General features: G+C 62.1%; 10 protein-coding genes, 1 tRNA gene and 1 pseudogene. 10 read left to right on the plus strand and 2 right to left on the minus strand.

What is annotated here, in order from left to right:
* From fdxH to CI15_RS27660, 6 genes are all read left to right on the plus strand, one after another.
* Positions 1 to 924: a formate dehydrogenase subunit beta gene (fdxH, locus tag CI15_RS27635; RefSeq protein ID WP_062134305.1), complete on the plus strand. Its 924-nt coding sequence runs from the start codon at positions 1 to 3 to the stop codon at positions 922 to 924.
* On the plus strand, positions 921 to 1,577 hold the full coding sequence (locus tag CI15_RS27640; RefSeq protein WP_062134308.1) for a formate dehydrogenase subunit gamma: 657 nt from the start codon (positions 921 to 923) through the stop codon (positions 1,575 to 1,577). Before fdxH ends, CI15_RS27640 begins: the two co-directional genes overlap by 4 nt.
* Positions 1,578 to 1,701: 124 nt before the next feature.
* Complete coding sequence (gene fdhE, locus CI15_RS27645; protein ID WP_062134311.1) at positions 1,702 to 2,700, plus strand: formate dehydrogenase accessory protein FdhE; 999 nt, start codon at positions 1,702 to 1,704, stop codon at positions 2,698 to 2,700.
* A 46-nt stretch (positions 2,701 to 2,746) separates the two neighbouring features.
* Complete coding sequence (gene selA / locus CI15_RS27650; protein WP_174543269.1) at positions 2,747 to 4,207, plus strand: L-seryl-tRNA(Sec) selenium transferase; 1,461 nt, start codon at positions 2,747 to 2,749, stop codon at positions 4,205 to 4,207.
* Positions 4,208 to 4,220: 13 nt separating this feature from the next.
* A complete protein-coding gene (gene selB / locus CI15_RS27655) occupies positions 4,221 to 6,134 on the plus strand; it encodes a selenocysteine-specific translation elongation factor (protein ID WP_062134316.1) in 1,914 nt (637 codons plus the stop codon).
* 49 nt (positions 6,135 to 6,183) lie between these two features.
* Positions 6,184 to 6,279: transfer RNA gene (locus CI15_RS27660), tRNA-Sec, on the plus strand.
* A gap of 451 nt (positions 6,280 to 6,730) precedes the next feature.
* On the opposite strand, the pseudogene CI15_RS37895 reads toward CI15_RS27660, so the two are convergent.
* A pseudogene (locus tag CI15_RS37895) lies at positions 6,731 to 6,869 on the minus strand (LysR family transcriptional regulator); the annotation flags it as partial.
* 151 nt (positions 6,870 to 7,020) lie between these two features.
* Here CI15_RS37895 and CI15_RS36805 point away from each other — a divergent pair.
* The 4 genes from CI15_RS36805 to CI15_RS27675 all read left to right on the plus strand — a co-directional run bounded on the left by CI15_RS36805 (position 7,021) and on the right by CI15_RS27675 (position 12,169).
* Positions 7,021 to 7,194, plus strand: coding sequence for a hypothetical protein (locus tag CI15_RS36805; RefSeq protein WP_420915886.1), 174 nt, complete (start codon positions 7,021 to 7,023; stop codon positions 7,192 to 7,194).
* Positions 7,195 to 7,485: 291 nt separating this feature from the next.
* A complete protein-coding gene (locus tag CI15_RS27665) occupies positions 7,486 to 8,412 on the plus strand; it encodes a crotonase/enoyl-CoA hydratase family protein (protein ID WP_174543270.1) in 927 nt (308 codons plus the stop codon).
* A gap of 48 nt (positions 8,413 to 8,460) precedes the next feature.
* Positions 8,461 to 9,504: an alpha/beta hydrolase gene (locus tag CI15_RS27670; RefSeq protein WP_153041214.1), complete on the plus strand. Its 1,044-nt coding sequence runs from the start codon at positions 8,461 to 8,463 to the stop codon at positions 9,502 to 9,504.
* A gap of 967 nt (positions 9,505 to 10,471) precedes the next feature.
* Positions 10,472 to 12,169: an AMP-binding protein gene (locus CI15_RS27675; RefSeq protein ID WP_062134323.1), complete on the plus strand. Its 1,698-nt coding sequence runs from the start codon at positions 10,472 to 10,474 to the stop codon at positions 12,167 to 12,169.
* Between the two features lie 57 nt (positions 12,170 to 12,226).
* Here the strand turns inward: CI15_RS27675 and CI15_RS27680 are convergent, their stop codons facing one another.
* Entirely contained in the window at positions 12,227 to 14,929 is a 2,703-nt protein-coding gene (locus CI15_RS27680) for a winged helix-turn-helix domain-containing protein (RefSeq protein ID WP_062136180.1), read from the minus strand.
* Positions 14,930 to 15,129 lie beyond the last annotated feature (200 nt).

A 15,129-nucleotide genomic window follows, 5' to 3' on the forward strand; every position in this document is an offset into this window, starting at 1 on the left:
ATGGCACTCCAATCACTAGACATCAGACGCGTTTCGGCCACGACCACGCAGCCGCCGGTGATTCGCGAACCGTCCACGGGCACGGTCGCGAAGCTGATCGACGTATCGAAGTGCATCGGCTGCAAGGCATGTCAGACGGCCTGCATGGAGTGGAACGATCTGCGCGACGAGATCGGCCACAACACCGGCGTCTACGACAATCCGCACGACCTGACCGAACATTCGTGGACCGTCATGCGCTTCTCGGAGTACGAGAATTCCGCCGGCGATCTCGAATGGCTGATCCGCAAGGACGGCTGCATGCACTGCGAGGATCCGGGCTGTCTGAAGGCCTGTCCGTCGCCGGGCGCGATCGTGCAGTACACGAACGGCATCGTGGATTTCCATCAGGAGAACTGCATCGGCTGCGGCTTCTGCATCGCCGGCTGTCCGTTCGACATACCGCGTATGTCGAAACAGGATCGCCGCGTCTACAAGTGCACGCTGTGTTCGGACCGCGTGGCGGTCGGCCAGGAGCCGGCCTGCGTGAAGACCTGCCCGACCGGCGCGATCATGTTCGGCACCAAGGAGGACATGAAGCAGCAGGCCGAGGAACGCATCGTCGATCTGAAGGACCGCGGGTTCCAGAACGCGGGTTTGTACAACCCGGCCAAGGTCGGCGGCACGCATGTGATGTACGTGCTGCATCACGCCGACCGGCCGTCGCTGTATCACGGGCTACCGGACGATCCGCGCATCAGTCCGCTGGTGTCGTTGTGGAAGGGAGTGGCCAAGCCGATCGGACTCGCCATCATGGGGATCGCCGCGCTCGCGGGCTTCTTCCACTACACGCGCGTCGGTCCGAACGAGGTGACCGAGGCCGACGAGGCCGCGGCCGTCAAGGAAGCCGAAGAAGCACGCCGTTCGCGGGAGGGTACGCAATGAACCACACCGAGCACACCGACTTCACGGACGTGAAGGGCAACCGCCTGATCGTGCGCTATACGCCGAACGAGCGCACGAATCACTGGATCACCGCGATCTGTTTCATCCTGCTCGCGCTGTCCGGTCTCGCGCTGTTTCATCCGGCCATGGCGTTTCTGTACGTGGTGCTCGGCGGCGGGCAGTGGACGCGGATTCTGCACCCGTTCATCGGTTGCGTGATGTTCATCTCGTTCCTGATCCTTGCGCTGCGCTTCTGGCATCACAACTATCTGGACCAGGCGGACATCCAGTGGATGAAGCAGATCGGCGACGTGCTGAACAATCGCGAGGAACGCCTGCCCGCGATCGGCAAGTACAACGCCGGGCAGAAGCTGCTGTTCTTCACGATGGTGATCTGTATGCTGCTGCTGTTGCTGAGCGGCATCGTGATCTGGCGGCGCTACTTCTCGTTCTATTTTTCGATCGACGTGATCCGGATCGCGGCGCTCGTGCATGCGTTCGTGGCGTTTTTGCTGATGGTCGGCATCATCGTCCATATCTATGCTGCGCTGTGGGTCAAGGGCTCCGTCGGTGCGATGACGCGCGGCACGGTGACCTATGGCTGGGCACGCAAGCATCATCCGAACTGGTTCAGGGAAATCATCGGCAAGTAAAGTTCGCTCGATCGGCGCTGCTCCCATGCATGCCTCGATGCACCGGACGCAGCGCCCCGCGCACCGGGCCGCCGCGCCACGTCGATGACGGGCGGCGGCTCTTCAGTTTTCAGAGGTCGATACCTTGGCTCAACGTATTCTCGAAGCCGCCGACATCGAGTCGCTCGATCCCTCGGCCATACCTCGCATCCGCACCCCGGAGCGGCTCGCGGTGTTCGCGTCGCGCGCCGCGCGCCTGCGGCAGCTCGCATCGCGCAGCAATCCGATCGCCGGCTATCTGCGGTTGATGGCTGCGCTCGCCGATGCGCAGCAGGCGGTGCTCGCGCACTTCAAGGCGCAGCCGCCGAGCCCCGAGCTGATCGCGAGCGCGCAGCAGTATTCGATGCCGCTGATTCCGGCGCTCTCCGGCGCGCGCGATCCCGCCTGGCGCGACGTGCTGCTGCAACTGCTCGACAAGATCGAGGCCGCGGGCCCGTTGACGCCGCCGCTGGTGGCGCTGTTCGCGCGCCTGCGCGCGCTCGACGCCGCTACGCTCGAAGCACAGGCCGACGCGATCTTCGCGCAGCGCTTCGCCGAGGTCGATCCGGCGAGCGCGCCGTTCATCGTGGCCGCGCTGCAGGTCGTGTGGACCGACCTCGCCGCCGACATCGACAAACGTGCCGTGCCGTATCTCGACACGCCGGGCCTGTGCCCGGTGTGCGGCTCGTATCCGGTCGCGAGCACGGTGCGCATCGGCGGGGCGTACGACAACTATCGCTATCTGCAATGCGGGCTGTGCGCGACCGAGTGGCATATGGTGCGGACCAAATGCTCAAACTGCGATTCGACGAAGGGCATCGCGTATCACGTGGTCGGTTCGCCCGAGGCCGACGCGGCCACGCGCGAAGCCGAAGCGAAAAACGCCGCGCTGAAGGCGGAATCGTGCGACGAATGCCATACTTACCGCAAGATCGGCATCCAGGCGAAGGACTACGAGTTCGAGCCGTTCGCGGACGACCTCGCGAGCCTGACGCTCGACCTGCTGATGGGCGAGGAAGGTTACCGGCGCGCGTCGCCGCACCCGTGGCTGTGGCCGGAGCGAACGGCCGGCGGCTCGGAAACGGAGGACGACGAGCCCGCATAACGGCACCCTGAACGGACGCAAGTTCAAAACGACATAAGGATTGCTCGTGAGTGATGTGAGCAGCTCGGAATTGCGTGCGCTGATGGCGCGCGTGCCGTCGGTGGACAAGGTGATGGCGTCGGCGGAATTCGCGCCGCTCGTCAGCGAATACGGCCGCACGCAGGTGCTCAACGCGCTGCGCGACGCGCTCGACGCTTGGCGCATCAGCGCGCAATCCGGCGATGCAGCGGGCGATGCAGCGGGCAGCCCGGCCGTGAGCGCGCTCGACACCGCGCAACTGCACACGACGGTCGCCGCCGCGCTGCTTGCGCGCAACGCGTCGCGGCTGCGTAGCGTGTTCAATCTGACCGGCACCGTGCTGCATACGAACCTCGGCCGCGCGCTGTTGCCCGACGAGTCGGTGCGTGCCGTGATGACCGCGCTCACGCAACCGGCCAACCTCGAGTTCGATCTCGCCACCGGCAAGCGCGGCGATCGCGACGACCTGATCGACGATCTGATCTGCGAGCTGACCGGCGCCGAAGCGGCCACCATCGTCAACAACAATGCGGCCGCGGTACTGCTCACACTGTCCGCGCTCGCCGCGAAGAAGGAAGTGGTGGTGTCGCGCGGCGAACTCGTCGAAATCGGCGGCGCGTTTCGCATTCCCGACATCATGAGCCGCGCGGGCGCGAAGCTGCGCGAAGTCGGCACGACCAACCGCACGCATCTGAAGGATTACGAACAGGCGATCACCGCGCACACCGCGCTGTTGATGAAGGTCCACGCGAGCAACTATGCGATCAGCGGTTTCACGAAGGAAGTCGGCATCGACGAGATCGCGCCGCTCGCGCATACGCACGGGCTTGCGCTCGCCGTCGATCTCGGCAGCGGCACGCTCGTCGATCTCGGCGAATGGGGCTTGCCGCGGGAGCCGACCGTGCGCGAGACCGTCGCGGCAGGCGCCGACCTCGTCACGTTCAGCGGCGACAAGCTGCTCGGCGGTCCGCAGGCGGGCTTGATCGTCGGGCGGCGCGAACTGATCGCGAAGATCAAGAAGCATCCGCTCAAACGCGCGCTGCGCGTCGGCAAGCTGACGCTCGCGGCGTTGGAGCCGGTGCTGCAGCTGTATCGCGCGCCGGAGAAGCTGACCGAGAGGCTGACCACGCTGCGACTGCTCACGCGGCCCGCTGAAGATATTCACGGCGCCGCGCAGCGCGTGTTGCCGGCGCTGCAGCAGGCAATCGACGCGCGCTACACCGTGACCGCTGAGCCGATGTTCAGCCAGATCGGCAGCGGCGCATTGCCCGTCGATGTGCTGCCGAGCTATGGCCTCGTCGTGCGGATGGCCGATGGCAAGCGCGGCGGCCGTCATCTGCTGGCGCTCGAAAAGCAGTTGCGCGAGATGGCGCGGCCGGTGATCGGCCGGATCGCCGACGACGCGTTGCGGCTCGATCTGCGCTGCCTCGAAGCCGCCGACGAAGCGCAACTGGTCGCCCAGTTAATCGCGCAAGCGAACCGCCACTGAAGGACATGCACGCATGATCGTCGGTACTGCTGGGCATATCGACCACGGCAAGACGAGCCTCGTGAAGGCCCTCACCGGCGTCGACACGGACCGGCTCAAGGAAGAAAAAGCGCGCGGCATTTCGATCGAGCTCGGCTACGCGTACGTGCCGCTCGAGAACGGCGACGTGCTCGGCCTGATCGATGTGCCGGGCCACGAAAAGCTCGTGCATACGATGACCGCGGGCGCGAGCGGCATCGACTTCGCGCTGCTGGTCATCGCCGCCGACGACGGCGTGATGCCGCAAACGCGCGAGCATCTGGCGATCGTCGAACTGCTCGGCATCCGCCGCGGCGCGATCGCGTTGACGAAGGTCGATCGCGTCGACGACAAGCGCCTGCGCGAAGTGCGCGACGAAGTGAGCGCGTTCGTCGCCGGCAGCGTGCTGCGTGACGCGCCGGTGTTCGATACCGGTGCGACCAGCGAGGGCGATGCGGGTGTCGCCGCGCTCAATGCGCATCTGCGCGAGCAGGCCGCGGCATGGCGCATGAAGCGCGACGATGGGCTGTTCCGCCTCGCCGTCGATCGGGTGTTCACGCTCGCGGGGCAGGGCACGATCGTCACCGGGACCGTGGTGGCGGGCAGCGTGAGCGTCGGCGACACGATGCTGCTCGCGCCGAGGAACGAAGCGGTGCGCGTGCGCGGCATCCACGCGCAGAATCGCCCCGCCGAATCCGGCCGCGCCGGCCAGCGCTGCGCGTTGAATCTGGCGAGCATCGAAAAGAGTGCGATCGAGCGCGGCGACTGGATCGTCGATCCGCGACTGTCGCAAGCGAGCGAGCGGATCGACGTGATGTTGACGCTGCTCGCCGACGCGCCGCACGCACTCGAACAATGGGCGCCGCTGCACGTGCATCTCGGCACGCAGCATCAGGTCGCGCACGTCGCGCTGCTCGACGTCGACACGCTCGCGCCAGGCCAGTGCGCGCGCGTGCAGCTGGTGTTCGAGCGGCCGCTGTGCGCGGTGCCGGGCGATCGCTTCGTCGTACGTAATGCGCAGGCCAATCGTACGGTGGGCGGCGGGCACGTGCTCGATCCGTTCGCCCCGGCGCGCAAGCGGCGCTCGCCGGAGCGGCTCGCGTGGCTCGACGCGATGCAGACGTTGCTCGACACCGGTTCGCTCGACGCGCTGTTCGCACGGGCGCCGCACGGTTTGTCGCGCGCGTTGCTGGAGCGCCTGACGGGGATGCCGGCAGCCGCGCTCACATTGCCGGCCGATACCCATACGATCGAACTGCCGGGCCACGATGCGCTGCTGATCGCGGATGCAGCCTGGCGCGCGCTCGCCGAACGGCTGACGAGTGCGCTCGGGCAATACCACGAGCGCTCGCCCGATGAACTCGGCCCGGACGCGTCGCGTTTGCGGCGCATCGCGGCGCCTCTGGTCGACGAAGCGCTGTGGCGCGCGCTGGTCGACGCTGCGGCGGCGCGCGGCGAGCTCGTCAAACGCGGACCCTGGCTGCATTTGCCCGGCCACAGCGTGACGCTCGACGCCGCCGACCAGACGCTTGCCGCGACGCTGCTGCCCGAGATCCAGGCGAGGCGTTTCGATCCGCCGTGGGTGCGCGACCTGGCGAACGCGCACCGTGTGCCCGAGGAGCGCGTGCGTCAATTGCTGCGCAAGCTCGCGCGCCAGGGCGAGCTGTTCCAGGTCGTGCATGATCTGTTCTATCACCAGCAGGCGATTCGCGAGCTTGCGGCGATCGCGGCGGCCGAGGCGCAGAAGAACGCGGGCACCGTGGCGGCCGCGCCGTTTCGCGACGCGACCGGACTCGGCAGAAAACGCGCGATCCAGCTTTTGGAGTTCTTCGACCGGGTTGGGTATACTCGCTTCCACCGTGGCCTGCACCTCATGCGCACGGATAGTCGCTGGCTCGATCTGCCTTGATCGGGCTGGCGGACTTTTTCGATCGGCCACGCGTCATTCAATCACCGTAGGAAGGCATTCGTATCCGGTGGTGCGGCTGGGCTTCAAACCCAGTTGAGGGCGTCAGACGCTCTCGGGTAGGTTCGACTCCTGCTGCCTTCCGCCACGAGGAAAATCGCGTAGCGAGGTTGAGCTGCGTGGAGTTCAGCAATTAATGTCGTTTGCGACAGGAATTGGTTGCTTTCAGCTGGCCCGATTTTTCACCAATTGGTTTTCTTGATTTTCGTCGAGTCTCCCGCTCGATAGGTTTGCAAGTGACAATGCTTTCCTATGGAACTTGCGAAATTCAAAAACGTCTTTTTCCTCCGATATGCCGAGACATCCGCGCTTGAACTTTTTCCTGCGTTGGCCTTATGTCTTTCAGGAGCAGTTCTTGAAAGCGCTTCAAGTATTCGCTGAAGCGCCTCTCTTCACGAGCCAACATTTTGCTATGTCGCAACCAAATGCGCGGATCGCACTTGCTCCTTACGAGCCTTTGTACTCGGATGATTGGCAAGGTTGGTGCCATCAATACGAGAGAATCCGGGGAGCCACAACGTATACCGTTTGTATTTAGGCGTTGCACGTAGGACCTGCTCCAGTGCTGCAATCCGTCTGCCGACCGTCGCCTGATCGAGATTTGAGCGTCCTGGCCGCTCCGCGAAGCGTTTTTTCGCACTCCACCGCGAGAAACACTCGCGCGTCATCCCAGTTCATCGTGCCATCCTCCTGATGCAAATTTGCATCCCCCAGTGTGAATAATGCTTCGCGCGTTCATCGATGTCGAAGCCTACACTGCACCCCAGAGTTCCTCGTTCAATGATAGGCCCGGATCAATCGAGCCTCATCCATAGAAAGAGTGGTATCCATGTCTGCTTCAACTTTTCGTGCGCCGTCATCCATGACGGCCGTTGAGATCAAACAGCCCGGCGGTCCTGAGGTCCTCGTGCCGACTACGCGTCCGGTGCCGATGCCCGCCGCCGATCAGGTTCTGATTCGCATCAAGGGGCCGGCGAAGGATCTCAATCTCGTGATGGCATGAATATGCTGAGGGCGGCGTAGCAGTACGTCTCGACGATGGATCGCACTGATATCCGCGGGTTGGCTGCCGCATTAAAGAGGTCCGCCCCATGAGCCTGCCGCTATCTAAAGCCGCAAATCGGATGACGTCCGTTGCATGGTCCGCTCGCGGGTTACTCGGGCGCCTTCGAGCAAATTACTGGACCGAAAAAATGGGTTGTCTTTACAGGTGGTCATTAGGACCTTTATTCGTCCCAGCTCCTACCTGCTGCTGAAGCCGCAAAAGACTGGTTTACTCATCTGGGGGCTAAACATGACGCCCCTCGATCGTCATGAAATTCTTAAAGGAACGATAGTCGCGCTCGTTGATGTTTCCGCCGTACTTACTCAAACCTTGCCAACACAAGTTCAAACTAAGGAAAAAATCATGTCGGATTCAACTGCCCAAACTACACCTGTTCAAACCGTGACGATTGAACGCCAGGGAGCTATTGTACTCATCGGTATCAATCGACCCAGCGCGCAAAATCGAATTGATCCAGCTACTTATATTCAATTGGCAAAAGCCTACCACGCCTACGAGGAAGATTCGTCGTTGCTTGCAGCCGTCCTGTTTGGTCATGGCGATCATTTCTCGGCCGGCCTGGATGCTGACGCGTTTGCCCCAGCCTTGACTTCGGGTCAGTTCAATCCATTCTTGCCAGGGTTGATCAATCCGTTGCAGACAAGCAAACCGAGATTGACGAAGCCGGTGATCACGGTCGCGCATGGGAATACCTTTTTTATGGGGCATGAGTTGTTCCTGGCTGCAGACATTCGTGTAGCAGCGGCCAATGCCGTGTTTTCTCAAGGTGAGACACAACGCGCACTATTCCCAGGCGGCGGAGCCACTATCCGATTTGTGCGCGAGGTGGGATGGGCGCAGGCTATGCGTTACATGTTAACCGGCGACAATTGGACCGCTGAAGAAGCACGTGGAATGCGTTTGGTCCACGATATTTCTGCGACACCGGAATCTGCGCTCGAACTTGGTATTCAGTTGGCGAAGAAAATCGCTGCCGCCGCACCACTAGGGACAAAAGCCACCTTGGCATCTGCGCATCAATTCATTGACGAAGGTGAAGAGAAAGCGTTCGCCGCGTTGTTACCCGACTTCGTTGGACTGATGAAAACCGAAGACTTTCAGGAACGTGTTCGAGCGTTGAAAGAACAACGACCACCTGTTTACGTGGGTCGATAAATTGATGGCCAGCCTGGCTTGAGGCTAGCCTCAACAGAAAGGCTGCCGGTGCGTTATCAGGTCATTGTTGGCTTCGATCGCCGCGGCATCTGCTTCGATGAATACAACGTTGGAAGTGCTGCGGCCGCTGAACGGTTTGATCGTCATCTGTCGAAGATTTCACAGCAAAAAAATGGAGTGAATATGGCTACGAAAAGAGAATACCCGCCTCTGGTGATGCCGCCCAACATCACCCGCACCGAAGTGACCATCTGGTTCAATGGCGTGGGCCTGGACGCAGATGTGTACTGCCCCTCCAGTGCGACGGATGATGCCAAACTGCCAGCAGTGGTGCTGACCCATGGGGTCGGCGGTGAGAAGGGCACTGCCGAGCGCTACGCTGCCAAGTTCTGCGCGGAGGGCATGATCTGTTTGACTTTTACCCATGCGGGTTGGTTTGGATCTGGAGCCCAACCAGTTGTTCACACTCTTGACGGCGGAATGGAGACAGTCAGCTACATTCGCGACGTGATCGATCCTTCCCAGTGGGTGCAAGCATGCCTTTGCGCTATCGACTACATTGAGGGCCAGCCGAATGTGGACCCAGAGCGCATCGGCCTGTGGGGAACCAGTTTTGGTGGCGGGATTGCGGCCATCTGCGCCAGCATGGATGCGCGCGTCAAAGTGCTCGCTATACAAGTGCCTTTCATGGCGCCGCCGGAGGGCCCCATGAAGCAGTTGGCTAAGCGTCGTGCCATTGAGCAGGCGCGAGGCCTCGTTCCATACATGCCGCCACTGACCGATGCCTCTCCAGGTAACGAGGGGATATTGCAGTTGAGCAAGTTTCGGCAATTCAACCCCTTGCGTGCATTAAAGGAATTTAGTGGCCCGGTACTGATCGTGGATGCGGGGAACGAGGAGCTGTTTGACACTCGGCTCAACGGTGGTAAGGCGGCCGACATGTTGCGAGCGGACGTCAACCGCAATGTTGCTTACCACGTGATTGATGGCATCGACCACTATGGCATCTATTTCGATGGCTACGCGCAGGGAAGCGAATTGCAGTTGAGCTGGTTCAAAACCCATCTTCAAGCGCACATGGCCGGTCTTTGAACATGAGGGTAATACGCGGGCCAGATATCTGGACCCGAGCAATCCGAAGAGCTCAAAGAAAGTCTTCTATTCCGCCAATATGCTGCAACTGCTGGACAAGCACTACACAAAAAAGAAGTAGCACTCGGTCACTCGTGTCCGTCGCAGCCGATGATTGCATCTTCTACGCGAGGCGGGGAACGGTATAGATCAGATGCTTATCCGGTTGGACGCGAGTCTGGCGGCAGCAACCCCTTAAGTTGACACTCTCTGACCGGCAGAAAGCACCGCCGAAAGGTACTCGTAGGATTCATAGTACGGGCCAGAAGGGACCGTTCGCTCATGATTCGCGAACGAACGATTGCCGCAGATTTTGGGGCGCTCGGTTTGAATGTCGTTGAAGGCCAGACGGATGGCCCCATGAGAAACAAATTGCGAGAGCCGACATCCAGCGATGAGAGGATTGCGGCTCGCCACCGTTCGAGGCGTAGCTGTCAGTAATGATGGGGCGTAGCCACCCACGAAGCCCGGTAGATGTGTAAAAGGGGCGGATCGTCGATTTTTTAAGCTCCGGTGTATCAAAGCGACAGGAATTGGGTGTCTTTGCCGGCTTTGAGTCCTTCGGGCGACCAATTTCGCGGCTGAGAACAACGAGAATTGGTTGTTAAACCGCGACATTAATCGATGAACTCTACAAACTGCTCCTGCTGTCGGCGAGCACAGCGTATGCCTCGTGCAGACCCTGAAAGAGGCTGGTCGCCTATCGCGCGTCGCGCCGGCGATCATCCATCGTTTCCGACACGCCCGGGATGTTCAATCAGAGGGGCTACGCGGCGAAGTCACCCCTAATAACGGGGGGAGAATGAATTGCCCCGATCGCGTACCGTGGCTTACTCTGCATTCGAGCAATGGCCATTGAAAATAGCGATGGCGTAGCGAGCGGATTCACGGAGCATTGCCGATCCGCAATAAATACCTGGAGACAGAAATGAGCGGTACGAATTCGGGCAGTCTCGTTCATCGCTTCCTGCATTGGGAGCGCGTACAGCCGGATGCACCCTGGCTGACTGAGCCGATGTCGGACGGGAGGGTGATCGACTACAGCTGGGCTGAGGTCGGCAATCAGGCCCGGCGCATGGCGACGTATTTGCGGTCGCTGCAGTTGCCGCCGCACAGTGCGATCTCGATCGTCGGGAAGAACAGCGCGCACTGGATCATCGCGGATCTGGCGATCTGGCTGGCGGGGCACGTTTCCGTGCCGCTTTACCCAACCATGAGCGCGGACACCGCGCAGTACATCTTCGGGCATTGCGACGTTCGGCTGGTTTTCGTCGGCAAGCTCGACGGATGGAACGAAATCCGCAAGGTCGTGCCGCCGCATACGCTAACGATCGGCTTGCCGATGTCGCCTGTGCCCGAGGCGCTGCAATGGGACGATATCGTCGCAAATGCGGCCCCGTTGCAGGATGTTCACCTGCCGGCACCCGAAGCACTGGCCACCATCATCTACACCTCGGGTAGCACCGGCCGCCCGAAAGGTGTCATGCACAGTTTCGCGTCGATTTTCGCCTACGCAACGCAAGCCGGGGAATTCTGCGGGTTCACCCCGGCCGACCGCGTACTGTCCTATTTACCGCTCGCGCACACGGCCGAGCGGTCCTTCGTCGAGTCGAATTCTCTTTGTCACGGTTTCCGGGTTTTCTTCAACGACAGCCTTGCCACGTTTGCCCAGGACCTGCAGCGCGCCCGGCCCACGGTATTCATTTCGATGCCGCGGCTTTGGACCAGGTTTTATCAAGGCGTCTGCGCGAAGTTGCCTGAAAACCAGCAGGCATTGCTTCACACGGCGGCGCCGGAAGCCGACGCCATTAAACAGCAGATTCTCAAGATGCTTGGGCTCGACGCGACAAGGCTCGCGTTCACCGGATCCGCGCCGCTGCCCGAGGAAATCATCAATTGGTATCGCATGCTCGGCCTGGAGTTGCTGGACGTATACGGCATGACAGAGAACTTTTCGTATTCGCACTATAGCCGGCCTGGGCTCGTGCGGCTCGGCTACTCCGGTCAGGCCATGCCCGGCGTCGAATGCCGGATTGCCGGGAACGGAGAGATTCTGCTCAAGGCGCCGACGATGATGCTGGGCTACTACAAGCAGCCCGAGCTGACCGCGCAAAGCATGACTGAAGACGGGTTTTTCAAAACCGGCGATTGCGGCGAACTCGACGAGATCGGCCGGCTGAGAATTACGGGGCGGGTCAAGGAAATCTTCAAGACCAGCAAGGGAAAATATGTGGCCCCCACGCCGATCGAGAATAAGTTGAGCCATCCGAAAGTGGAGGCCACGTGCGTGACCGGCCCGGGGCTTGTGCAGCCGTTCGCATTGTTGATGATGTCGGCCGCTGCAAGAGACGAGCTTCGGGACGCGACTGCGCATGAGGCGTTGCGAGCGGAATTGCAGAACGTGCTCGATAGCGTCAATGCCACGCTCGAAGATCACGAGAAGCTTGCCTGCGTCGTCGTCGTCAAAGATGCCTGGACCGCCGACAACGGCTTTCTCACGCCGACCATGAAGATCAGGCGCAGCGTGATCGAGGATCATTACCTGCCGATGGCCCGTATGTGGATCGGGCTTGGACAGCCGGTCATTCTCGAAGCGCAGGTTGCCGGGACGCGGCAAGATGAGTAGGGGCGCGTCGAGTCACGCCATCGCCGGGTCTCATGCGGACACGCATACACCGCAGACCTAACGAATCAGATCCTGCTTGCGCGCCCAGATCATCGCGTCGTAACGACTCGACATCCCTAGCTTGCTGAAGATATTGCGCAGATTCCACTTCACCGTTTCGATGGTGATATCGAGTGCGATAGCGATGCGCTTGTTCGACATGGCCTCGCCGACGAGGCTCAGAATCTCGAGCTCGCGCGGCGTAAGCACCGGTTGCAGTTTCGACGCGCCAGAGCGGCGTGCGTTGCCTTCGAGACCCTCGGAAAGGGAGCAATCCGGGAACTTCTCGAGGAGTTCCATCGCGTATTGCAACGTGGCACCTTCGAGCTTGCGCTCGCGCACCATCTTCGCGAGCAGTTTGCCCGCCGCCGCGCCTTCATCGACGAAGGTTCGCACGAGGCCGAGGCGCCGCGCCGCCTCCACCGCACGCGCGAGGTACCCGTGCGCCTCGTCGTCACGACCCTGTTCCGCCAGAACAATGGCCGAAAGCAGATCCGCGAGCGCACCTGGCCGGCCGCGGCCGTGTGCCTCGGCGTGGCTGCGGGTGATCCGAAGGAGGTAGAGCGCCTTCTCGGGATCGGTATGGCGATGCACGCGCGCCCCAGCCAGTGCGGCGATACCAGGTATCTCGGCCTGGGCACCTCGTGCAGTCGGATGACCTTGCACGATTTCGTCGAGCAGCCCTAACGTTTCGAGCGCACCGGCATGGTCGGACTTGAGCAGCAAAACCTTGACCTGTTCGGCCAGCATATGGGCGACCGCACGGATCTGGCGCATGCCGCGGAGATGCGCGGTCTGTTGCTGCAGGAAAGCGAGCGCGGCGTCGGGGCTCTCCTGAAGCAGTTCGAGACGCGCCCGGCACAGCGCCGTGCGAATCATCACGTCCGGGCCGGACGAATGCAGCAGGCCGGGGCGATTGGCGATCGTCTCGCGGGCGTCGTCGATGCGGTCGAGTTCGTAGTAGGCATCCGCGAGCACGCTTGCACAAATGTTGGCGCTGATCGAGTGACGGCCGACCGCCTGAACCGAGCGCGTGAGCAGTCCGGCGCTCTCGCGCTCGGCCTCGCGCGCGTTGCCTTCGAGCAGTATCGTGGCCGCGCGCGTCGCCTGCGCGACGAGCGCCATGTCGTGGTTGCGGTCGGCCGGCGGCACCGGGTGCAGGTTGAAGAGGCGTCTCGCTTCGGCATAGCGGCCTGCTGCGGCGTAGGCCGCACACAATTCGGCGAGCAGCAGGTACTGGAGGAAGGGATTATCGATCGCGTCGTCGCGAAGCGGTTCCAGCAGGTCGATCATGGGTTGCGTGTCGTCTTGTTGGAACGCGATGGCGGCGTGAATCAACGGCAGACTGCGGGCGATCTCTGGATCGGCCGACCGTGCGTTCGCGTGCAGATGCGCGAGCCATGCCTCGGCTCGGGCCGCGCGCGTCGTGAGCGCGACGGTCAGGCATGCGATGAACAGGAGCCGTTGATGACTGAGCAGTGTTTCTTCGGGTAGCCGTTCGAGCAGATTGAGTGTGGGACCCAGATATTCGAGGCTCCATGTGGCAGGCGCGGCGCGCTCGATGACCGACGCGGCAAACTCGACGTCTTCACCGGCACTCGCGTGGCGCACCGCTTCGGCCAGCAAGCCGTGGGCCGCGAACCAGCGGCTCGCGCGCCGGTGCAGTTCGCGCACGGCGCCGGTTTCGCGGCGCGCGAGGCGGGTCGCGAGGAATTCTCCAAGAAGCGGATGAAAGCGATACCACGCGGTCCTGTCGTCCGAGTCGACGCGGCTGATCAGCAGGTGCTCGTCCTCCATGCGCTCGAGCAGATCGGCGGCGTGTGCGTTGCCGGTTATCTCGCGGGCGAGGGGCGCATTGAAGCGGCGAAAGATCGACAGTGCCTCGGCGAACCCGGCCAGTTCGGCAGGAAGCTGCGCCATGACCTCTTCGCTCAGGTAGGCCTGCAAGTCGCTTGAGCGCCAGATGAGGTCACCGAGCACGGCCCGCGCATCGGGCCGGTTCCTGAGCATGATGATGATGAGCTGGATGCACGACGGCCATCCGCACGTCAGTTCGTGAATCAGCGTCAGATCGTCGGCGTTGAGCTTGCCGGGGCCGAGGTTTTCGTCGACGAAGGCACGTGTCTCCGCGAGATCGAATGGCAGACCGGCGCTGTCGATCTCCACGAGTTGGTCCATCATCCGCAGACGGCTCAGACTCAAGGGCGGCGTGAGGCGCGAGCCAATCACGAGATGCAGGTTGCCCGGCCCCTGATCGACGAGCTTCTGAATGAACTTATGCGCGTGCAGCGCTTCGACGTGGTGATAGTCGTCGATCATCAGGTACAGGTCTTTGGACAGACCCACCGCCGCCTCGACAATGACCGCGACCGCGGAATCCGTGCCAGCCGTGCTGGTGCCGTCGAGAGGCAAATCCATCTCGACCGGAATGCCGACGCGTTGCATTGCAGCAAACAGCGCGGTGCAGAAATCGGCGTAACCCTTTTCGTCCGCCGTCAGCGAGAGCCAGACGACCTCGGCCGACGCCTTGATGCAGGCCTTGCGCCACTGCGCGAGCAGTGTCGTCTTCCCATAGCCCGCGCTGCCGGTGACGAGCGCGAGCCGGCAATGGCGATTGCGCTGCAATTGCGCGAGCAGACCCGCGCGCGTCACGTATTTGGCGCCAATGCGCGGCGGCGAGAATTTGGTTGAAACCAGATGTTTGGGGAAAGGTGGATTCAAGTCGTCACCGAGGCGGAGCGATGCGGCGTGTGCGCGCCGATGCGAACGCGTCGCACCCCGAAGTTTCGCAACGATGCGCCCCAATGTGTCCCCCTCGGAACGAGGGGTGCCAGTCGAAATCGCGGCAACTAACTTACCACTATCGCAACGCCGGGGCACGTTGGCAACCTGCCGGAGCGAGCCAGGCGGAGGGCGCACGC

Origin of the sequence: Paraburkholderia monticola, assembly GCF_001580545.1 — a bacterium.
Lineage (GTDB): Bacteria > Pseudomonadota > Gammaproteobacteria > Burkholderiales > Burkholderiaceae > Paraburkholderia > Paraburkholderia monticola.

Coding starts and splice junctions, on each gene's coding strand:
- selB (WP_062134316.1), top strand. CDS start 4,221: ATGATCGTCGGTACTGCTGGGCATATCGACCACGGCAAGACGAGCCTC.
- CI15_RS36805 (WP_420915886.1), top strand. CDS start 7,021: ATGTCTGCTTCAACTTTTCGTGCGCCGTCATCCATGACGGCCGTTGAG.
- fdxH (WP_062134305.1), top strand. CDS start 1: ATGGCACTCCAATCACTAGACATCAGACGCGTTTCGGCCACGACCACG.
- CI15_RS27640 (WP_062134308.1), top strand. CDS start 921: ATGAACCACACCGAGCACACCGACTTCACGGACGTGAAGGGCAACCGC.
- CI15_RS27675 (WP_062134323.1), top strand. CDS start 10,472: ATGAGCGGTACGAATTCGGGCAGTCTCGTTCATCGCTTCCTGCATTGG.
- CI15_RS27665 (WP_174543270.1), top strand. CDS start 7,486: ATGACGCCCCTCGATCGTCATGAAATTCTTAAAGGAACGATAGTCGCG.